This is a genomic window from Streptomyces albiaxialis (genome assembly GCF_039530985.1).
GTDB classification, from domain to species: domain Bacteria; phylum Actinomycetota; class Actinomycetes; order Streptomycetales; family Streptomycetaceae; genus Streptomyces; species Streptomyces albiaxialis.
On record NZ_BAAAPE010000028.1, the window covers coordinates 59,252 to 77,988 of the forward strand.

An 18,737-nucleotide genomic window follows, 5' to 3' on the forward strand; every position below is an offset into this window, starting at 1 on the left:
GGCGTGAGATGCCCACGACACTGCCGGTTCCCGTCGTGTTCCGGCTGCCGGAGGGGTGGAGCCCCGCGGACCCTGACAAGGTCGGTGCGCCCGGCGTGGCCTTCGCCGCGTTGTACCCGGAGCTTGACGACGGCTTCAGGGCCAGCATCACTATCGATGGTGAGTACCGGCCGGACGTGGCGTCGCTGGCCGAAATCGCCGATGAGTCAGTACAGCGGATGCGTGAACTCGCCGATTCGGTCGAGGTGGTCGACCGTGCGGAGGTCGGATCCCCTGACGCCCCTGGTCTGACACAGGTGATGAGATTCTCGGCTCAGGCAGGGGGCGCGCGTCGCGACCTTGTCCAGGTCCAGGCATACCTGGCCATGCTCGACGTCAACACCCCCAACAAACGAGCGGTGATCCGCGTGGCCCTGACCGCCACTGCGGCCCAGACGGACGCTGTCATCGGCGACTTCCAGGAGTTTCTGGGTACCGTTCGCCCGGACACCGGAGCCGAGTCCTAGCGTTGGCAGCAGGAACGGCTGTCCTCGTCCTCGGTACGGTGAACTCATCGCCTGCCAGCCGCGACACTCTCCGGCCCTGCTCAACGCCCCGGCCACGAAGGTCCGTGGTGATGTCGCTGCTGCGGTTTCACTGCGGCTTTTCGTCGACCTTGATGTCGAAGTTCGCTTTCTTGCCGCTCTGCACGCTGCTAACCGTGACGGTGACCCCATAGCGGGGCCCTTCCGGGGTGGTGAGCGTGCACCGGGTCTCTGCGCCCTTCTCAGCCTCTAGCTCGTCGGGACAGTCGACCTTCTTCGGAGACTGGCCGACCTTCTGGGTCAGCGCCTGATTCACCTGCTTCTCCAACTCCGGTGTCGCTACGGAGGAGTTGGATGACCCGGAACCCACACTACAGGCGGTCAAGGCCAGGGCGGTGACACTCAATGCCACTGGTATCCGGATGAAGCTGCGCATAAGTCCCCTGCCATCAGTTGCCTCGATCATCACTGCGCGGCGCTGGCAATGCACGCCCATTCCAGGCCCGCGTATCCGGTCAATTCGACGAGCGAGCCCTCGGGCGCGGCACCACGCGACCGTACCAGTGGGCGGACGCCGTGCCGTCATGCGATGGCGAAACCGCACGGCATAGCCGAGGACGCGTGATCTTGCCCTGGGATCCAGGTTGACCCTTTGGCTCGCACCCAGGATTCCCGTAGACGGCCCGCTGGCCGCCGGACCACCCTCAAGCTGGTCAGGGCGTCTTCCGGCTGCTCCGCCAGGGCGACCCCGAGTGGGCTCTTGCAGCGATCACGGGGAGTCGTCACTAGGAGCCGTCCCGGCCGGTGAGGATGCTGTCCGATGAGAGGTGAGGGCGATCGGTGGGGCGGGTGGTTCCCCAGTACCGGGTTCTTGGTAGTGCTCGGTCCGGATGGTGGCGCCTGGCTTCGGGGCGTGGATCATCTGGCCGCCCCCGGTGTAGAGGCCGACGTGGTGGATGGTGCCGGGGTGTCCGTAGAAGACGAGGTCTCCGGGGCGCAGGGGGTCTGCGGCGGGGACTTCGGTGGTGGCGGGGTATTGGTCCTCGGCTACACGGGGCAGGGGGATTCCTGTGGCGGCGTAGGCGGCTTGGGGCAGGCCGGAGCAGTCGAAGCCGCCGTCGGCGGGGCCGTTGCCGCCCCAGCGGTAGGGCTGGCCGAGGTGCGCGCGGGCGAACGCGATGGCGCGCGCGGCCCTCGGGTTGGAGGCGCGGGCGGGTGCGTGGCGGTAGCGGCGGGCGGTGGCCAGCACCTCGCGGACGTAGGTGGGGGAGTGGTTGTAGGCGTAGAGCGCTTTGCGGAGGTTGTGCTTGTCGCGGGCGCCGCTGCTGCACAGGTAGGCGGCTGCGGCCGGGATGGCGTCGGCCGGGTCGTCGGGGGAGAGGGACCCGCTCTCGCGCAGGGTGGGGCGGTTCGCGACGACGGTGTCGAAGGTGGGCTGCAGGAACTGCATGGGCCCTTGACTCCGGCGGAGTTCGTACCGGAGCGGACGCCGGGGAGGCGGCTGTGGCCGTGGTTCGATTCGATCTTTCCGACGGCGGCGAGGACACTCCAGTCCAGGCCGGGGCAGGTGCGGGCGGCCTGCTGGTAGAGGGTCAGGTACCGGGGCGGATGTCCGTGCGTGCGTGGCTGCTGGGGCGGGTGCTGCTTGTGCCGGTGAGCGCTGAGGGGGCGCCGCCCGTGCTCGCGGCGAGGAGCACCAGGACCAGGAGGAGCGCGGCGAGCCCGGCGCCGATCACAGCCATGGGTCACCCCCTGCTGATGAACGGGTCCGCAGTCAACCGGCACCGCAGCGGTATCGCCTGGTCCAAGAGCGCGATCCGCGTGATCCTCACCAACCCGCGCTACACCGGGCACCAGGTCTGGAACCGGCAGCGCAGGCAGGAATCCCTCATCGACGTGGAGAACGTCGCCCTCGGCCACCAGAGCAAGCAGTTCTGGAACGCCAAGGAGGCGTGGATCCGCTCCGAGTACCCCGCCCACACCGCATTGATCAGCCAGGACATCTTCCAGCAGGTCCAGGACCGCATGGCCTCCCGTTGCCCCGCGTCCACCGGACGGGAAGTCGTACGCACCCGGCATCCCCGCGTCTTCAAGGGAATGATCATCCGCGAGTTCTGCCAGCGGCGGATGCAGGGCAACTGGAGCGGGGGAGTCACCCGCTACCGGTGCCGTTTCCCCGAGGAGTATGCCTTGGCCAACCGTATCGACCGCCCACTGAGCGTCTCGCTGCGCGAGGACGTCCTGGTCGGACCGGTGGACGCCTGGCTGGCTGGTGCCTTCGCCCCGTCCTCGATCGAGCACTCCCTGGCTGCGTTGGAAGAGGCCCAGCCGGACACCAGCCCTACGGCGGAGAGCGCCCGGCAGGCGCTCAAGGAGTGCGATCGGAAGCTCGGGCGCTACCGCGCGGCTCTGGCGGCGGGGGCCGACCCGGCGCTGATCGCCGAGTGGAGCGGGGGGCCCAGGCGGCCCGTGCCGCCGCGACGGAGCGCTTGAGGGAGCTCACTTCTCCGAAGGGACCGAGCCCACGGATGGGCCGGAGTGATCTTCGTGCCCTCATCGACTCACTCGGTGGCCTGCTCTCCGCCCTCCGCCGGGCTGACCCCGACGACAAAGCCGAGGTCTACGCCAGGCTCGGGCTCCGCCTCACCTACGAGCCCGCACAACAACTAGTGCGGGCCGAGACTCATCTCGACCCGCACACGTCGGGATTACCGTCTGTGTCGGGAGGGGGACTTGAACCCCCACGCCCTGTAAAGGGCACTAGCACCTCAAGCTAGCGCGTCTGCCATTCCGCCACCCCGACTGGTGGGCCGCCCGGCGCCGTGGCCGTTGCGACGGGGTAAACCTTAGCACTGGTTCGGGGTGTGGATCACCCGGCTCTTGGGGCGGGGGACGGGGAGCGGGAGGATGGGGGCGAACCCGCGAGACGAGGAGGCAGTGTGAGCGCCGAGAGCAGCCCCCAGGGCAGCGCCGAGAGCGAGGTCGTCGAGCTGTGCCGCGATCTGATCAGGATCGACACCAGTAATTACGGCGGCAATGAGGGACCGGGGGAGCGCGCCGCCGCCGAGTACGTGGCGGAGAAGCTCGCCGAGGTGGGGCTGGAGCCGCAGATCATCGAGTCGCGCCCCGGGCGGGCCTCGACGATCGCGCGGATCGAGGGGGAGGACACGTCCCGGCCCGCGCTGCTGATCCACGGGCACACGGACGTCGTGCCCGCGAATGCCGACGACTGGACGCACCACCCGTTCTCCGGCGAGATCGCCGACGGGTGCGTGTGGGGCCGGGGCGCCGTCGACATGAAGGACATGGACGCCATGACCCTCGCGGTCGTACGCGAGCGGCTCCGGAGCGGGCGTAAGCCGCCGCGGGACGTCGTACTGGCGTTCCTCGCGGACGAGGAGGCCGGCGGGGTCTACGGGGCGCGGCACCTGGTCGACAACCACGCGGACCTCTTCGAGGGCGTGACCGAGGCGATCGGCGAGGTCGGCGGCTTCTCGTTCACCGTGAACGAGGACCTGCGGCTCTATCTGATCGAGACCGCCCAGAAGGGCATGCACTGGATGCGGCTCACCGTGGACGGCACGGCCGGGCACGGGTCCATGACCAACAACGACAACGCGATCACCGAGCTGTGCGAGGCCGTCGGCCGGCTGGGCCGGCACAAGTTCCCGGTGCGGGTGACCAAGACCGTACGGTCGTTCCTGGACGAGCTGTCGGACGCGCTCGGCGTCGAGCTGGACCCCGAGGACATGGAGGAGACCCTCGCCCGGCTCGGCGGCATCGCGAAGATCATCGGGGCGACGCTCCAGAACACCGCGGCGCCCACGCAGCTCGGTGCCGGGTACAAGGTCAACGTGATCCCCGGGCAGGCGACCGCGCACGTGGACGGAAGGTTCCTGCCGGGGCACGAGGACGAGTTCCTCGCGGACCTCGACCGGATCCTCGGGCCGCGCGTACGGCGCGAGGACGTGCACGCGGACAAGGCGCTGGAGACGTCGTTCGACGGCGCGCTCGTCGAGGCCATGCAGTCCTCGCTGAAGGCCGAGGACCCGATCGCGCGGGCCGTGCCGTACATGCTGTCCGGTGGTACGGACGCGAAATCGTTCGATGATCTGGGTATTCGCTGCTTCGGGTTCGCGCCCCTCAAGCTTCCCCCGGAGCTGGATTTCGCGGGAATGTTCCACGGGGTGGACGAGAGGGTGCCGGTCGACGGACTTCAGTTCGGGGTCCGCGTGCTGGACCGATTCCTGGACCAGTGCTGACGCCCCTCGGGTGCCTTCCGGGGGCCTGTTGGAAGCCTTTCGGGTGTCCCTCCGCGTCGACCGCGGAAACGGAACTTCACTATTCGCCAGGGTGTGCCCATTCGACTGAGAAGAGTGAATGATTCCATAGTCTCGTAGCCCAATTCCTCCGTCCTCGTTACAGGTGATGCGGTCCCCGTTGGGGGGCCGCATTGCCTACTAGGAGGAACAATGCTCAAGAAGGTCGTCGCCGCTGCGGCCGCCACCGGCGGTCTGGTGCTCGCGGGCGCGGGTGTGGCCGTTGCCGATTCCGGTGCGCAGGGTGCTGCCGTCGGTTCCCCGGGCGTCCTGTCCGGCAACAACATCCAGGCGCCGATCCACATCCCGGTCAACGCCTGCGGCAACACCGTTTCCATCGTCGGTCTGCTGAACCCCAGCTTCGGCAACACCTGCGTCAACTCGTGATGTCGCGCATCGCATAGAGGTCCGATGCGACTGATGAGGATGTGAAGCCCGAGCGGCCCCGGAGCGCGTGCCATGCGCTCCGGGGCCGTCGGGTCTTCGAGGGGGCGGGAGTGCGAACAGGGCCTCCCCCTGAGAATTCGTACGGCACATCGCGAGGCAATCGCGGGGCAGGGGAACCAAGCATGCGACAGGTCACCAAGAAGGGCCTGATCACGGTGGCGGCGGCGAGCGGGGTGCTCGCCATGACGAGCGGTACGGCGTTCGCGGACTCGGACGCGCGGGGCGGGAGCGAACGGTCGCCCGGGGTGCTGTCCGGCAACTCGGTGGAGCTGCCGGTGAACGCGCCGGTCAACGTCTGCGGCAACTCCGCCGACGTCGCCGGGGTGCTCAACCCGGCGGCGGGCAACGGCTGCGCCAACGGCGGCGGCCAGGACTCCGGCGGGAGCGACGCCCACGCGCACGGCGGCACCTCGGACTCGCCGGGCGTCGGCTCCGGTAACGACGTCCAGGTCCCGATCGACCTGCCGGTCAACGTCTGCGGGAACAGCGTCGACGTGGTCGGCATCGGCAGCCCGGCGACGGGCAACGGGTGCGGAAACGAGGAATCCCCGGGAGGGGGCGGGGAGAGTCCGGGTGAGCCTGGCGGGCCGGGTGGGCCCGGTGGGCCTGGCGGGCCGGGTGGGCCCGGTGACTCGGATACGCCCGGCGGGCCTGGCGGTCCCGGCGGTCCCGGTGGGCCCGGCGAGCCGCACTCGCCGGAGCAGCCCGGCAGCCCCGGCAGTCCCGGCACTCCCGGCCAGCCTCACGATCCGCCCCGCGGGCAGACGCCCGGTTCGCCCGGCGGGCCGGAGCAGCCGCTGCCCTGGGAGACGCCGGGCGACGACGACGTGGTCCGCGGCTCCTCGCAGCCCGAGGCACCGGCGCGCGCCGCGTCCGCCACGCACGTCGTGGACGCCGACGGCGCCGCCCCCGAGGCCCGGGCCGCCGCGCCGCGCGGCGAGCTGGCGCAGACCGGCTCCGGCCCGGAGCTGGGGGTCGTCGCTCCGTTCGGCGCCGGGCTGGTGCTCGGCGGCTACGTGCTCTACCGGCGCTCGCGGCCCGCCGCGCGCCGCTGAGCCACGGCACGCGACCCCGCCGCGCCCCGTACGCGGAACGGAGCGGGCCCCGTGCACAGCGCACGGGGCCCGCTCCGTCGTACATCGGCCCGCAAGGCGGTCCGGAAGGTCACCAGGTGGCCCGGAGCTGGCGGATGATCCGGCGGCGCAGCCGCACGCGTCGGCTGCCGTCGGGGTACAGCCGGGTACGGGCCAACTCCCACTGCCCGTACTCGGCATGGTCGGTCAACAGTCGCGTCGCGGCCTTGCGGGAGACACCGCGAGGGACATACACATCGCGAAATTCGTATTCCGGCATCTCATCTATTGTGCGGGCAGTGCCCGTCTGCGGATAGCGTCTGCACTATGTCTGATGCTGCGCAGCCCACCGCTGCCGACGTACGCGCCGCCGCCGAGGCGGTCAAAGCCGCGCTGGACCGGCACCTCGAAGCGGTCGAGCGACGGGCGGGGGAGTCCGGCGACGCCGAACAGCGGGAGGCCGCCGCGCTCGACTCCGCCGTCTACGCCGCGTTCGACGAACTGGCCGCCGCGGGCGAGGCGTACGACGAGCTGCTCTACGAGGTCTACGACGAGGTCACCCCCTTCGAGATCCCCAGCAGCGACACCCTGCCCGCCTATTCCGGGCCCGAGTCGCCGAGCGCGCTCAGCGTGCTGCTGCGGCGGGACTACACCGTCTCGGAGCCGCACCGGCTCCTCGCCCAGGCCCAGCGGGTCGCCGACCTCGACCCGGAGTCGGCGGACGACGACGGGGGTGAGGGGCCCTCGGCCGGGAGCAGCGTGCACGCGGCGCTCGGCGTGCTCTTCGGTGAGTACGAGGCGGACGAGATCGCCACGCGGCACAAGGAGTTCGGCCTGGAGGAGGGCGACTCCACGCTGTGGGTGCTGGCGGGCGACGAGCCCAGCGAGCCGGGGGAGTGGCTCTCCGCGCCCTTCGAGCAGGTCGATCCCCAGCGCGTGGTGTGCCGCTTCGACGTCAGCTCGGTCTTCGACGAGGGAGACCTCGGGCCCGACACGGGGCTGGACCTCGACGACGAGCCCGTGGACGAGGACGGCGAGGACGAGGACGTCGACGAAGAGGTCGAGGACGAGCTGGAGGAGGTCGTCCTCGACGACGACCGGGACCGCTAGCCGCTAGCCGCTGGTCCCGTCGGCCTGCCCGCAGGCCCGGCTCCGCCCCGGCCCCGCTAGCTCTCCGTCGGGGTGTCGTCCTGCTCGCGGGCCGACGCGGCCGCCGCCTGCTCCGCCTCCTCGCGGAGCGCCGCCTCCAGCAGCGTGCGCAGGCGGGTGGTGCGCTCGGGGGCGTGCACGGAGGCGACGGCGCGGGGGAGGGCCTCGCCCGCGCCGTGGACGACCGACAGATGGCGCTCGCCGCGGCCGAACGCGGTGTAGACCCACTCGCGGGTGAGCGCCCCCGTCGCGTCGCCCGGGAGCACGACGACGGCCGCGGGCCAGCGCATGCCCGCCGCCTGGTGCGCGGTGACCGCCCAGCCGTGCCGCACCGTCTCGGCGACCCGCTCACGGGGCACCGTGACGGTCTGCCCGGCGCAGTCCAGGTGAAGGCCGGCCTCGTCGGCGGAGACCACCGCCCCCATCGTCGTACGCCCCGGGGAGGGGGAGTGGGCGACGCGATCGCCGGGGTCGAAGCCGCCGAAGCGGCCGGGGCCCGGGTTGAGCCGCTCCTTCGCCGCCGCGTTGAGCGCGCGGGTGCCCGCCGCGCCGCCGTGGCCCGGGGTGATCACCTGCGTGTGCTCGGCGGGCACGCCGATCGCGCGGGGCACGGAGTCGGCGAGGAGCTGCACCGTGCGGTGCACGGCCTCTCCCGCGTCCCGCACGGGGACGATCACGACCTCCTTGCCGGGGGCCTCGACCTGGTTCAGCTCGCCGATACCGATGCCCGAGACCAGCTCGCCGACGGGCCCCGGATCCGGCGTACGGGAGACGACCTGGGCGCAGAAGCGGGCGGCGAGCAGGTCCTTGAAGACCTGCCCGGGACCGGCGGAGCCGAGCTGCGCCGGGTCCCCGCTGAGGACCAGCCGGGATCCGTCCCGGAGGGACTCGACCAGCATCGCCGCCGTCTCGGTGTCGAGCTGCGGGGCATCGCAGACGACGAGCAGGTCGAGGTCCCAGGCGCCGTCCTCGTCCCTCCCCGGCCCCTCGCGCCCGGCCAGCAGTCCGGCCACGGTCACGACATCCGAGCCCGCACCGACGTTCTCGGCGCCCGTTCCGGCCCCGTCGTCTTCGGGAGCGGGCTCCCGAGGCGTCAGCTCCTCCAAGCGCGCGCGCCCGTTCTCCGTGTGCGCCGCCCCGTACGCCCGTACGCCCAGGGCACGGGCCGCGGTGAGCAGCGCGGCGGGCTCGGCGCGGGCCGCCTCGCCGCCGGTGTGTGCGACGAGGCCGTGGCGGGCGGCGGCCGTGATCAGCTCGGCGGCGGAGGGCGAGGGGGCGGAGCGCGCGGCCTCGGCCCAGCCCTCGTCCTCCTCGGCGGAGGGCGCGAAGGTGCTGGTCAGACGGGCGAGGCCGTCGGCGAGGCTCTCCTCCGCCAGTGCGTACCTGTCCAGGCCCACCAGCATCCTGACCGGGGTCTCCGGCTCGCCCTCCCCGTCCTCGCCCTCCTGCGGGGCCGGGGGTGCGGGGACGGGGCCCGCGTCCAGCGCGTCCTCGAAGACGAGCACCGCGCCCGCCTCGATGGCGCCGCGCACCGCCTCGTCCGGCTCCGGGACCGCGTGCTGCGCGAGGCCCTTGGCGAGGGCGTCGGGCTCCAGCGCCGTGTGTCCGGAGAGGGCGGCGCGCTCCAGGAGATGGACGACGAGGGCCTCGGCGCGGCGCGGGTCCCCGGGACTGCAGTCCTCGCCCAGCAGGGCGCGCGCGAAGCCGTCCGCCTGCTCGGGGCGCACGCCCGCGACGGCCAGCAACTGCCAGGGGTCGGCCCGCAGCAGCTCGGCCGCGCCCTCGCCCAGGGCCTCCGCGACCCGGCGGCCCAGCGCCTCGGGCGCGCCGCCCTCGGTGAGCACCGCGCGCACCTCGTCGGGCACGGTGACGGTACCGGCCGCGGCGGCCCCCGGGCCGCCCGGCGGCGGGACCGCGGGGCGTGCCGACGGCGCCGCGGGGCGGCCGGGGCGCTCGGTTCCGGGGCGCTCGGGGCGCGACGGCTTGGGCTCGGCGAAGAACGAGGCGGCGGAGCGCTCGCCGCTCTCCACCGCCCGGACCGCCGCGAGGAGTTCCGCTGCCTTGTCGTTCGTCACAGCTCGCTCCAGTCGTGGTCGGGGTAGCGGTGCACGGGCGCCGACACGTCGTCCAGCGCCTGGCAGATTTCTTCAGGAAGACTAAGACCCTCCACTGACAATGCCGCCGCGAGCTGCTGCGACGTCCGCGCGCCGACGAGCGGCGCGGCGACCCCCGGGCGGTCCCTGACCCAGGCGAGCGCCACCTGGAGCGGGGGCAGCGCGAGGCCGTCCGCCGCTATCATCACCGCGTCCACGATCCGCCCGGCCGTCTCGTCGAGGTACGGCTCGACGAACGGCGCGAGGTGCTCCGAGGCCCCGCGCGAGCCCGCGGGCGGCGGGCCCGCCTGGCGGTACTTGCCGGTGAGCACGCCCCGTCCGAGCGGCGAGGACGGCAGCAGCCCCACGCCCAGGTCCAGCGCGGCGGGCAGCACCTCGCGCTCGATGCCGCGCTGGAGCAGGCTGTACTCCATCTGCGTGCTGGCCAGCCGGGTGCGCGTGCCCGGCACCGCGAGCTGCCAGGCCGCCGCCTTCGCGAGCTGCCAGCCGGAGAAGTTGGAGACCCCCGCGTAACGGGCGCGGCCGCTGCTCACCGCGATGTCGAGGGCCTGGAGCGTCTCGTCCAGCGGCGTGACGGGGTCGAAGGCGTGCACCTGCCACAGGTCCACGTGGTCGGTGCCCAGGCGGTCCAGCGAGGCGTCGAGCGCGGCGAGGAGATGGCCGCGCGAGCCGTCGAAGCGGCGGTCGGGGTCGGGCACGCTGCCCGCCTTGGTCGCGATCACCAGGTCGCGGCGGGGCACCAAGTCGTGCAGGAGCCGTCCGAGCAGGTATTCGGCGCCGCCGTCCGCGTAGACGTCGGCGGTGTCGACGAGGGTGCCGCCCGCCTCCCAGAACGTCTTGAGCTGGTCGGCGGCGTTCTGCTCGGCCGAGGTGTGGTCGCCCGTGCCGCGCGCCCAGTTGAGAGTGCCGAGTCCGATCCGGGATACGCGCAGGCCAGTGCGGCCGAGGTGCCTTAGCTCCATGGGCGTTGAGCGTACTTGCGGCGGGCGCTAGAGTCCGAGGGGTCAGGGACATTACTGATCAGTAAGGGGAGCCGGATGCAGATGCGGCTGGGCATCAACCTGGGCTACTGGGGCGCGGGCATGGACGCCGACAATCTCGCCGTCGCGCAGGAGGCGGACCGGCTCGGCTACTCGGTCTGCTGGGCCGCCGAGGCGTACGGCTCGGACGCGGCCACCGTCCTCACCTGGGTCGCGGCGCACACCGAGAACATCGACATCGCGTCCGGCATCTTCCAGATCCCCGCGCGCACCCCCGCGATGACGGCCATGACGGCCGCCACGCTCGACTCGCTCTCCAAGGGCCGCTTCCGGCTCGGTCTGGGCGTGTCGGGGCCGCAGGTGTCCGAGGGCTGGTACGGCGTGAAGTTCGACAAGCCCCTGGCCCGCACCCGGGAGTACGTCGAGATCATCCGCAAGGCCATGTCCCGCGAGCGCCTCAGCTACGAGGGCGAGCACTGGACGCTCCCGCTGCCGGACGGGCCGGGCAAGCCGATCAAGCTGACGGTGCACCCGGAGCGCGAGGAGATCCCGCTCTACATCGCCGCGATCGGGCCGAAGAACCTGGAGCAGACCGGCGAGATCGCCAACGGCGTGCTGCTGGTCTTCTTCTCGCCCGAGCACGCCGAGGAGACCACCCTCAAGCACCTGCGCGCCGGGCGCGCCTCCGCGGGGAAGACCATGGAGGGCTTCGACGTCTGCCCGACCGTCCCGCTGGCCGTGGGCGACGACATCGACGCGCTGGCCGACCTCTTCCGCCCGTACACCGCGCTGTACGTCGGCGGCATGGGCAGCCGGAAGCAGAACTTCTACAACAAGCTCGCGCAGCGCATGGGCTACGAGAAGGCCGCCGCCGAGATCCAGGACAAGTACCTGGCGGGCGACAAGGAGGGCGCCGCGGCCGCCGTGCCGCAGGAGCTGATCGACTCCACCACGTTGCTGGGTCCGGTCGAGCGGCTCTCGGACCGGATGCGCGCGTACGCCGAGGCCGGGGTGACCACGCTGTCGCTGGCCCCGGCGGGCTTCTCGCTGGACGAGCGGCTCGCCTCGCTCCGCGCCGGGATGGAGGCCCTGGAGCGCGCCGGGCTGGCCTGATCCCCGCTTCGAGGGGCCCCGGGCGCGCCCCGGACATGCCTGCGGCCGTGGTGGGGGCTCGGGGGTCTTCCCCGCCACGGCCGTCACCGAACACAACGCGCGGCGGCCGCCCGGGGTTACGCGCCCGTCGGCACCTGCCCGGTCCTTCTTTCGGCGCAGATCCGCGCCCTAGCTGTTGCCGGAACGCGTGTCCCGCATTTGACTCGTTCTTTGCGGATGTCGTGTACGGAGGTGGCAGTGATGCTCTCGGCGAAGAGTCTGTTCCAGGAGATCCACGACAACGACGAGTCGTTCCGGCTCTTCTGTTCCATCGCGGCCAGCGGTGAGGCGCAGGGTGGCTGGGAGAACGGCCGCATCGCGGCCCTCATCCCGGACAGCCGGCGGCACCTCGCGCCCAAGGTCGTGCGGCACGGTGCCGACGAGGACAAGCACGGCCGTATCTTCACGGCCCTGCTGCGCAAGCGCGGCCTGGAGCCCTCCGAAGTGCCGGAGGACACCGACTACACGATGCTGCTGGAGGGCCTCGGCATCGGCCTGGCCCACGAGAAGCTGCGGGCCGACGAGTCGCTCTCGGAGCGCGACATCATCACGTACCTCGCGCACAGCCGCGTCACCGAGCAGCGGGCCTCCGAGGAGATGGTCATGCTGCTGAAGGTCTTCGGGGACCACCCCGAGATCGGCCGCGCGGTCCGGATGATCTCGAACGACGAGGACAACCATCTCGCGTACTGCCACGAGGAGTTGCTGCGCCTCGCCCGCGAGGGACACGGCCGTACCATCCAGGCGCTGCTGCGCGAGTGCGCCCTCGCGGAGATCAGGGTCTACCGCGACGTGAGCCTCGCCGTGATGGGCCGTATGGGCACCATCCTCGGCTGGTCCCGGCTCAGGGCGGGCCTGCTGGCCCTCGGCATCCACGGCCGGTACGTGTACGAGCGGCTGGGCGGCTGGCGCCGCATGGTCAGCCTCAAGATGCCCGAGCGGCGCGACGCGCTCGGCGGCCGTACGGGAGGACCGGCGCCGGAATTCGCGTGACCGCCGCCCACGGGGACGTACGCCTCAGATCCAGCCGCGCCGTTTGAACACCCGGTACAGCACGAAACAGACCGACACGATCAGCAGCAGCACGGCCGGATAGCTCCACGTCCAGTGGAGTTCCGGCATGTGGTCGAAGTTCATCCCGTAGATCCCGGCGATGGCGGTGGGCACCGCGAACATCGCGGCCCAGGCCGAGATCTTGCGCATGTCGTCGTTCTGGCGCACCCCCATCTGCGCCAGATACGCCGACAGGACGTCCGACAGCAGCCGGTCGATGTTCTCCACCTGGTCGTTGACCCGCGTCAGATGGTCGCTCACGTCCCGGAAGAACGGCCGCGAGCTCTCGTGCACATACGGCACCCCGCCGCCCGCCAGGCGCGCCATGGGCTCGCTCAACGGGCCCGTGGCGCGGCGGAATTCCAGGGCCTGCCGCTTGAACGCGTAGATACGGCTGGCCGTTCCGGCGTCCACGCGGCGCTGCTGCGGCGCGAACACGTCCTCCTCCAGGCCGTCCAGGTCGTCGTGGAAGGCCGCGGCGACCTCCAGGTAGTTGTCCACCACCGCGTCGCTGACCGCGTACATCACGGCCGTCGGCCCGTGCTGGAGGACGTCCGGGTCCTCCTCCAGCCGCTTGCGCACCTCGCCCAGCGGATTGGCCTCGCCGTGCCGCACGGTCACCACGAACGAGTCGCCGACGAACAGCATCAGCTCGCCGGCCGAGACGGCCTCCTCGCTCTCCTCGTACGCGACCGGCTTGAGGACGAGGAAGAGGGAGTCCGCGTACACCTCCAGCTTGGGCCGCTGGTGCGCGGAGAGCGCGTCCTCGACGGCCAGCGGGTGCAGGCCGAAGTCGCGGGTGACCCGGGCGAACTCCTCCTCCGTCGGCTCGTAGAGCCCGATCCACAGGAAGGCGCCGGGCCGGGCGCGCGCCGACTCCAGCGCCGCGGAGTAGTCGCTGGGGCGCTCCGTGCGGTGCCCGTCACGGTAGAGGGCACAATCGACGATCACCCTCGCCATTGTCGTACGCCCGCGCCGGGGCACAAGTGGACGAACGGCACCACAGGTCCCGCCTCGCTTAGGGTGGCAGCCATGCCCACGCTGATCCTCGTACGGCACGGCCGCTCCACGGCGAACACCTCCGGGGTGCTCGCGGGCCGCACGCCCGGTGTCGCCCTGGACGAACACGGCCAGGAGCAGGCCGCCGCGCTGCCCGCCAGGCTCGACGGGCTGCCCCTCGCGGCGGCCGTCAGCAGCCCCCTCCAGCGCTGCCAGGAGACGCTGGCCCCGCTGCTCCGCACGCGCCCGGACCTCCCGGCGCACACCGAGGAGCGGATCACCGAGTGCGACTACGGAGAGTGGAGCGGGCGCAAGCTCGCCGAGCTGAACGACGAGCCGCTGATGACGACCGTGCAGCAGCACCCCTCGGCCGCCGCGTTCCCCGGCGGCGAGTCCCTGCGCGCGATGCAGAACCGCTCGGTGGAGGCCGTACGGGACTGGAACGCGCGGATCGAGGCGGAGCACGGGCCCGACGCGCTCTACCTGATGTGTGCGCACGGCGACATCATCAAGTCCGTCGTGGCCGACGCGCTCGGCATGCACCTCGACCTCTTCCAGCGGATATCCGCAGGGCCCTGCTCGCTCACCGTCATCGCCTACACCCCGCTGCGCCCCTTCCTGCTGCGGCTGGGCGACACCGGAGAGCTGCGCTCGCTGGCCCCGCCCGTCGAGCGGGGCGACGCCGACGGCACCGCGGGGACCACCGACGCCGAGCGGGGCACCGCCGCCGTGGGGGGCGGAGCGTAGGCGTGATGATCGTCGCGCAGTAGGGTGCCAGTGTCCGGATCCCCAAGCACCACTCATCGTCGACTTCAACGGAGCAGGACGTGTCCCGTCAGGTGTTCCTGTACGACCCGCCCGACCGGTTCATCGCCGGCACGGTCGGGTTGCCTGGCCGCCGCACCTTCTTCCTCCAGGCCAGCGCGGGCGGCCGCACCACGAGCGTGGCACTGGAGAAGGCACAGGTCGAGGCGCTCGCCGAGCGGATCGACGAACTTCTCGACGAGGTGGTGCGCCGATCCGGCGGCAACGCCCCGGTCCCGGCCGTGGCGCCCGCCGAGGTGGACGACACGGAGCCGCTGGAGACCCCCGTCGAGGAGGAGTTCCGGGTCGGCACCATGGCCCTGGCCTGGGACGGCGAGGGCGAGCGGATGGTCGTGGAGGCCCAGGCCATCGTCGAGCTGGAGCCCGACGCCGACGAGGACCTCGCGGACGCGGAGGAGCGGCTGCTCCAGGACGACGAGAACGGGCCGCCGATGCTCCGCGTCCGCATCAGCGGCAGCATGGCCCGCTCGTTCGCCAAGCGGGCCCTGGAGGTCGTGAACGCGGGACGTCCCCCGTGCCCGCTGTGCAGCCTGCCGCTCGACCCGGAGGGACACGTATGCCCGCGCCAGAACGGATACCGCCGCAGCGAATGAGCGGCGGGGGAGCGGTCGGCATATGAGCGGGGGCGGCGGAGCGGAGCCGGCGGGGGAGGCCACGCGGACCTTCCTCGCCGAGGGCACGCTCACGGTGCGCGGCCGTATCAGGGACGCCTCGAACGCGGTCCTGTACGGCGTGGTCGAGCGCGGCGGCGAGAGCCTGCCGTGCGTCTACAAGCCGGTGCGCGGCGAGCGCCCGCTCTGGGACTTCCCCGACGGCAATCTGGCGATGCGCGAGGTCGCCGCGTACGAGGTCTCCCGCGCGACCGGCTGGGACCTGATCCCCGCGACGGTGCTGCGCGACGGGCCGTACGGCGAGGGCATGTGCCAGGTGTGGGTCGGGGCCCTGCCGGACGCGGAGCCGGGGGACGCGGAGCCCGGGGACGGCGAGGAAGGCGGGGACGGCGAGGCGGGCGACGGCGAGGCGGGCGACGGCGAGGACGAGGAGGAGCCGCTGCTCGCGCTCGTCGAGGCCGAGGAGCCCGAGGAGGGCTGGAAGGCCGTCGGCTTCGCGGACGTCGGCGGTGGCAGGACGGCGCTGCTGGTGCACGCCGACGACGCGCGGCTGCGCCGCCTCGCGGTCCTCGACGCCGTCCTCAACAACGGCGACCGCAAGGGCGGCCACCTGCTCCGCCCGCCCGGCGGGCGGCTCTACGCGATCGACCACGGCGTCACCTTCCACGTCGACGACAAGCTGCGCACCCTGCTGTGGGGCTGGGCGGGGGAGGAACTCACGGCCGAGGCCGTCGAGGTGCTCCGCGGGCTGTCCGGCGCGCTCGCCGAGGGCGCCCCGCTCGCCACCCGGCTGGCGGAACTGCTCACCGGGCCCGAGGTCGACGCCGTACGCAAGAGGACCGAGGCCATGCTCAGCTCCGGGCGGCACCCGCTGCCCAGCGGGGACTGGCCCGCCATCCCCTGGCCGCCGGTGTGAGCACGGCCGGACGGCGATGAAACCCCGAACGGGGCACGTGTAGATCACACACATCCGGCCCGTATACAGAACAGCCGTCCGGGTTAGGCTCATGACATGCATGCCTGGCCCGCTTCCGAGGTCCCCGTCCTGCCTGGCCAGGGCCGCGACCTCGACATCTTCGACACCGCGACCGGCGGACGGGTGACCCTCGCCCCCGGTCCTGTCGCCCGTATCTACGTCTGCGGCATCACGCCGTACGACGCGACCCATCTGGGGCACGCGGCGACCTACAACGCGTTCGACCTCGTGCAGCGCGTGTGGCTCGACAACAAGCGGCAGGTTCACTACATACAGAACGTCACCGACATCGACGATCCGCTCCTGGAGCGCGCCGTCGCCAACGGTGACGACTGGACCGACCTGGCCGAGCGCGAAACGGCCCTGTTCCGCGAGGACATGACGGCCCTTCGGATGCTGCCGCCGCGCGCGTTCGTGGGCGCCGTCGAGTCCATCCCGAAGATCGTGCCGCTGGTCGAGCGGCTGCGCGACATGGGCGCGGCCTACGAACTGGAAGGCGACGTCTATTTCTCCGTCGAGGCCGACGCCCACTTCGGCGAGGTCTCGCACTACGACGCCGAGACGATGCGGCTGCTCTCCGCCGAGCGCGGCGGCGACCCCGAGCGGCCCGGCAAGAAGAACCCCCTCGACCCGATGCTGTGGATGGCCGCGCGCGAGGGCGAGCCCTCGTGGGACGGCGCCTCGCTGGGGCCCGGGCGGCCCGGCTGGCACATCGAGTGCGTCGCCATCGCCCTCGGCCATCTCGGCATGGGCTTCGACGTCCAGGGCGGCGGCTCCGACCTGGTCTTCCCGCACCACGAGATGGGCGCCTCGCACGCGCAGGCGCTCACCGGGGAGTTCCCCTTCGCCCAGACGTACGTGCACGCGGGCATGGTCGCCCTGGACGGCGAGAAGATGTCGAAGTCCAAGGGCAACCTGGTCTTCGTCTCCGGGCTGCGGCGCGAGGGCGTGGACCCCGCCGCGATCCGCCTCGTGCTGCTCGCGCACCACTACCGGGCGGACTGGGAGTACACGGACGCGCTGCTGGAGGAGGCCACCGCGCGGCTCGCCCGCTGGCGCGCCGCCGTCTCGCGGCCGGATGGTCCGGCCGCGGAGGGTCTGTTGGAAGAGGTCCGGGCGGCCCTCGCGGATGACCTCGACACGGCTTCCGCTCTCGCGGCGGTCGACCGCTGGGCGGCCTCGCAGGAGCGGAGCGGCGGCGACGACGAGGGAGCGCCGGGTCTGGTGTCCCGGACCGTGGACGCGCTGCTGGGCGTGGCGCTGTAGCCCTCCGCAGCCGGGGAAGCCTCTGCTCTGTCTTTGCTGCTGAGCAGAGGCCCCTCACCCCTGACGGGGCACTTTCGCTTTTCCCTGCTGTGCTTGCCGCTGAGCAGGGGCTGCCCCGCGCTGTGCTTCGCAGGCCGCGCCGCCGTCGTGGCCGGTCGCGCGGTTCCCCGCGCCCCTGACGGGCAAGCCCCGACGCCTAATCGTCCCCGTCGTCGGATTCGTCGGGTGACTCGGGGCCCAGCTCGGGTTTAGGGGGCTCACCGGACGGTTTGGGGGAGCCGTCGCGGCGGCGGAGGTAGCGTTCGAACTCCTTCGCGATGGCCTCGCCGGACGCCTCCGGGAGTTCGGCCGTGTCCCGGGCCTCCTCCAGCGACTGCACGTACTCGGCGACCTCGCTGTCCTCGGCGGCCAGTTGGTCCACGCCGAGCTGCCAGGCCCGGGCGTCCTCGGGCAGCTCGCCCATGGGGACGCGGATGCCGAGCAGGTCCTCCAGCCGGTTGAGCAGGGCGAGCGTCGCCTTCGGGTTCGGCGGCTGCGAGACGTAGTGCGGCACGGAGGCCCAGAGGCTGGCCGCGGGGACGCCCGCGTGGGTGCACGCCTCCTGGAGGATGCCGACGATGCCCGTCGGGCCCTCGTAACGGGACTCCTCCAGGCTCATCGTGCGGGCCAGGTCGGGATCGGAGGTCACGGCCGTCACCGGCACCGGACGGGTGTGCGGGGTGTCGCCGAGCAGCGCGCCCATGACCACGACCATCTCGACGCCCAGTTCGTGCGCGAAGCCCAGGATCTCGTTGCAGAACGAGCGCCAGCGCATGCTCGGTTCGATGCCCTTCACCAGCACCAGGTCGCGCTGGCGGCCCTGGCCGTCCGCGTCGTCCACGCGGACGACGGAGAGCCGCGTCGTGGGCCATGTGACCTTGCGGACGCCGCCGTCCAGCCAGACCTGCGGGCGGTTGACCTGGAAGTCGTAGTAGTCCTCCGCGTCGAGCGCGGCGAAGACCTCACCCTTCCATTCGCGTTCCAGATGGCTGACCGCGGTGGAGGCGGCGTCACCGGCGTCGTTCCAGCCTTCGAACGCGGCCACCATGACTGGGTCGACCAGCTCGGGAACCCCCTCCAGCTCGATCACCCAGCGCCTCCTTCCGGCCGGAGGAGAGCCCCTCGCTCCGCCCCCGGCAGCCGTTCTCAGTTCCTGCTGACCTACGCGGTCGTTCCGTGCGGGCCCAGCCTACGGCGTGACCGTGCCCCC

Annotated in this window: 20 protein-coding genes and 1 tRNA gene; 12 read left to right on the forward strand and 9 right to left on the reverse strand. The window is 72.1% G+C overall.

Annotated elements, in window-relative coordinates; translation table 11 throughout:
• The first annotated feature begins 8 nt into the window (after positions 1–8).
• Positions 9–506 carry a hypothetical protein gene (locus tag ABD343_RS37515; protein ID WP_344534959.1) on the forward strand — a complete coding sequence of 166 codons (498 nt, stop codon included), beginning with the start codon at positions 9–11 and terminating at the stop codon, positions 504–506.
• A gap of 127 nt (positions 507–633) precedes the next feature.
• On the opposite strand, the gene ABD343_RS37520 is transcribed toward ABD343_RS37515, so the two are convergent.
• From ABD343_RS37520 to ABD343_RS37530, 3 genes are all read right to left on the reverse strand, one after another.
• The gene (locus tag ABD343_RS37520) at positions 634–1,110 is read right to left on the reverse strand and encodes a DUF4333 domain-containing protein (protein WP_344534961.1); all 477 of its coding nucleotides are present in this window, start codon (positions 1,108–1,110) and stop codon (positions 634–636) included.
• A gap of 183 nt (positions 1,111–1,293) precedes the next feature.
• Positions 1,294–1,974, reverse strand: a complete 681-nt coding sequence (locus tag ABD343_RS37525) for a C40 family peptidase (protein ID WP_344534962.1) — start codon at positions 1,972–1,974, stop codon at positions 1,294–1,296.
• A 142-nt stretch (positions 1,975–2,116) separates the two neighbouring features.
• Positions 2,117–2,266 carry a hypothetical protein gene (locus ABD343_RS37530; RefSeq protein ID WP_344534964.1) on the reverse strand — a complete coding sequence of 50 codons (150 nt, stop codon included), beginning with the start codon at positions 2,264–2,266 and terminating at the stop codon, positions 2,117–2,119.
• Positions 2,267–2,282: 16 nt separating this feature from the next.
• On the opposite strand from ABD343_RS37530, the gene ABD343_RS37535 reads away from it, so the two are divergent.
• On the forward strand, positions 2,283–3,017 hold the full coding sequence (locus ABD343_RS37535) for a recombinase family protein (protein WP_344534966.1): 735 nt from the start codon (positions 2,283–2,285) through the stop codon (positions 3,015–3,017).
• A 225-nt stretch (positions 3,018–3,242) separates the two neighbouring features.
• Here ABD343_RS37535 and ABD343_RS37540 read toward each other — a convergent pair.
• A tRNA-Leu gene (locus tag ABD343_RS37540) sits at positions 3,243–3,327 on the reverse strand.
• A 136-nt stretch (positions 3,328–3,463) separates the two neighbouring features.
• On the opposite strand from ABD343_RS37540, the gene ABD343_RS37545 reads away from it, so the two are divergent.
• The 3 genes from ABD343_RS37545 (at position 3,464) to ABD343_RS37555 (ending at position 6,345) form a co-directional block, all read left to right on the forward strand.
• On the forward strand, positions 3,464–4,786 hold the full coding sequence (locus ABD343_RS37545; protein ID WP_344534968.1) for a M20/M25/M40 family metallo-hydrolase: 1,323 nt from the start codon (positions 3,464–3,466) through the stop codon (positions 4,784–4,786).
• A gap of 210 nt (positions 4,787–4,996) precedes the next feature.
• On the forward strand, positions 4,997–5,230 hold the full coding sequence (locus tag ABD343_RS37550; protein WP_344534970.1) for a chaplin: 234 nt from the start codon (positions 4,997–4,999) through the stop codon (positions 5,228–5,230).
• 182 nt (positions 5,231–5,412) lie between these two features.
• Entirely contained in the window at positions 5,413–6,345 is a 933-nt protein-coding gene (locus tag ABD343_RS37555) for a chaplin (RefSeq protein WP_344534972.1), read from the forward strand.
• Positions 6,346–6,454: 109 nt separating this feature from the next.
• Here the strand turns inward: ABD343_RS37555 and ABD343_RS37560 are convergent, their stop codons facing one another.
• Entirely contained in the window at positions 6,455–6,643 is a 189-nt protein-coding gene (locus ABD343_RS37560; RefSeq protein ID WP_344534974.1) for a DUF5703 family protein, read from the reverse strand.
• A 47-nt stretch (positions 6,644–6,690) separates the two neighbouring features.
• Here ABD343_RS37560 and ABD343_RS37565 point away from each other — a divergent pair, with 47 nt between their 5' ends.
• Positions 6,691–7,473 carry a hypothetical protein gene (locus tag ABD343_RS37565; RefSeq protein ID WP_344534976.1) on the forward strand — a complete coding sequence of 261 codons (783 nt, stop codon included), beginning with the start codon at positions 6,691–6,693 and terminating at the stop codon, positions 7,471–7,473.
• 56 nt (positions 7,474–7,529) lie between these two features.
• On the opposite strand, the gene ABD343_RS37570 is transcribed toward ABD343_RS37565, so the two are convergent.
• Both ABD343_RS37570 and ABD343_RS37575 read right to left on the reverse strand, forming a co-directional pair.
• Positions 7,530–9,587 (reverse strand): helix-hairpin-helix domain-containing protein, encoded by a 2,058-nt coding sequence (locus ABD343_RS37570; protein WP_344534978.1) that lies wholly within the window; start codon positions 9,585–9,587, stop codon positions 7,530–7,532.
• Positions 9,584–10,588, reverse strand: a complete 1,005-nt coding sequence (locus tag ABD343_RS37575; RefSeq protein WP_344534980.1) for an aldo/keto reductase — start codon at positions 10,586–10,588, stop codon at positions 9,584–9,586. The genes ABD343_RS37570 and ABD343_RS37575 overlap by 4 nt, the downstream gene beginning before the upstream one ends.
• An 81-nt stretch (positions 10,589–10,669) precedes the next feature.
• On the opposite strand from ABD343_RS37575, the gene ABD343_RS37580 reads away from it, so the two are divergent.
• Positions 10,670–11,719 carry an LLM class F420-dependent oxidoreductase gene (locus ABD343_RS37580; RefSeq protein ID WP_344535449.1) on the forward strand — a complete coding sequence of 350 codons (1,050 nt, stop codon included), beginning with the start codon at positions 10,670–10,672 and terminating at the stop codon, positions 11,717–11,719.
• Positions 11,720–11,959: 240 nt separating this feature from the next.
• Positions 11,960–12,751, forward strand: coding sequence for a ferritin-like domain-containing protein (locus ABD343_RS37585; RefSeq protein WP_344534982.1), 792 nt, complete (start codon positions 11,960–11,962; stop codon positions 12,749–12,751).
• Positions 12,752–12,775: 24 nt separating this feature from the next.
• Here ABD343_RS37585 and corA read toward each other — a convergent pair whose 3' ends face one another.
• A complete protein-coding gene (corA, locus tag ABD343_RS37590; protein WP_344534984.1) occupies positions 12,776–13,771 on the reverse strand; it encodes a magnesium/cobalt transporter CorA in 996 nt (331 codons plus the stop codon).
• Positions 13,772–13,843: 72 nt separating this feature from the next.
• Between corA and ABD343_RS37595 the strand changes: the two genes are divergently transcribed.
• The 4 genes from ABD343_RS37595 (at position 13,844) to mshC (ending at position 17,488) form a co-directional block, all read left to right on the forward strand.
• Complete coding sequence (locus tag ABD343_RS37595) at positions 13,844–14,557, forward strand: histidine phosphatase family protein (protein ID WP_344534986.1); 714 nt, start codon at positions 13,844–13,846, stop codon at positions 14,555–14,557.
• Positions 14,558–14,637: 80 nt separating this feature from the next.
• A complete protein-coding gene (locus ABD343_RS37600; protein WP_344534988.1) occupies positions 14,638–15,228 on the forward strand; it encodes a DUF3090 domain-containing protein in 591 nt (196 codons plus the stop codon).
• A 22-nt stretch (positions 15,229–15,250) separates the two neighbouring features.
• The gene (locus ABD343_RS37605; RefSeq protein WP_344534990.1) at positions 15,251–16,162 is read left to right on the forward strand and encodes an SCO1664 family protein; all 912 of its coding nucleotides are present in this window, start codon (positions 15,251–15,253) and stop codon (positions 16,160–16,162) included.
• 96 nt (positions 16,163–16,258) lie between these two features.
• Positions 16,259–17,488, forward strand: a complete 1,230-nt coding sequence (gene mshC, locus ABD343_RS37610; RefSeq protein ID WP_344534992.1) for a cysteine--1-D-myo-inosityl 2-amino-2-deoxy-alpha-D-glucopyranoside ligase — start codon at positions 16,259–16,261, stop codon at positions 17,486–17,488.
• A gap of 196 nt (positions 17,489–17,684) precedes the next feature.
• Here mshC and ABD343_RS37615 read toward each other — a convergent pair whose 3' ends face one another.
• A complete protein-coding gene (locus tag ABD343_RS37615; RefSeq protein WP_344534994.1) occupies positions 17,685–18,617 on the reverse strand; it encodes a PAC2 family protein in 933 nt (310 codons plus the stop codon).
• Positions 18,618–18,737: the final 120 nt, after the last annotated feature.

Excerpts from the sequence above, each read along its gene's own strand:
- ABD343_RS37515 (WP_344534959.1), top strand. The coding sequence starts at position 9 with ATGCCCACGACACTGCCGGTTCCCGTCGTGTTCCGGCTGCCGGAGGGG.
- ABD343_RS37520 (WP_344534961.1), bottom strand. The coding sequence starts at position 1,110 with ATGACGGCACGGCGTCCGCCCACTGGTACGGTCGCGTGGTGCCGCGCC.
- ABD343_RS37525 (WP_344534962.1), bottom strand. The coding sequence starts at position 1,974 with ATGCAGTTCCTGCAGCCCACCTTCGACACCGTCGTCGCGAACCGCCCC.
- ABD343_RS37530 (WP_344534964.1), bottom strand. The coding sequence starts at position 2,266 with ATGGCTGTGATCGGCGCCGGGCTCGCCGCGCTCCTCCTGGTCCTGGTG.
- ABD343_RS37535 (WP_344534966.1), top strand. The coding sequence starts at position 2,283 with ATGAACGGGTCCGCAGTCAACCGGCACCGCAGCGGTATCGCCTGGTCC.
- ABD343_RS37550 (WP_344534970.1), top strand. The coding sequence starts at position 4,997 with ATGCTCAAGAAGGTCGTCGCCGCTGCGGCCGCCACCGGCGGTCTGGTG.
- ABD343_RS37555 (WP_344534972.1), top strand. The coding sequence starts at position 5,413 with ATGCGACAGGTCACCAAGAAGGGCCTGATCACGGTGGCGGCGGCGAGC.
- ABD343_RS37560 (WP_344534974.1), bottom strand. The coding sequence starts at position 6,643 with ATGCCGGAATACGAATTTCGCGATGTGTATGTCCCTCGCGGTGTCTCC.
- ABD343_RS37565 (WP_344534976.1), top strand. The coding sequence starts at position 6,691 with ATGTCTGATGCTGCGCAGCCCACCGCTGCCGACGTACGCGCCGCCGCC.
- ABD343_RS37575 (WP_344534980.1), bottom strand. The coding sequence starts at position 10,588 with ATGGAGCTAAGGCACCTCGGCCGCACTGGCCTGCGCGTATCCCGGATC.
- ABD343_RS37580 (WP_344535449.1), top strand. The coding sequence starts at position 10,670 with ATGCGGCTGGGCATCAACCTGGGCTACTGGGGCGCGGGCATGGACGCC.
- ABD343_RS37585 (WP_344534982.1), top strand. The coding sequence starts at position 11,960 with ATGCTCTCGGCGAAGAGTCTGTTCCAGGAGATCCACGACAACGACGAG.
- corA (WP_344534984.1), bottom strand. The coding sequence starts at position 13,771 with ATGGCGAGGGTGATCGTCGATTGTGCCCTCTACCGTGACGGGCACCGC.
- ABD343_RS37595 (WP_344534986.1), top strand. The coding sequence starts at position 13,844 with ATGCCCACGCTGATCCTCGTACGGCACGGCCGCTCCACGGCGAACACC.
- ABD343_RS37605 (WP_344534990.1), top strand. The coding sequence starts at position 15,251 with ATGAGCGGGGGCGGCGGAGCGGAGCCGGCGGGGGAGGCCACGCGGACC.
- mshC (WP_344534992.1), top strand. The coding sequence starts at position 16,259 with ATGCATGCCTGGCCCGCTTCCGAGGTCCCCGTCCTGCCTGGCCAGGGC.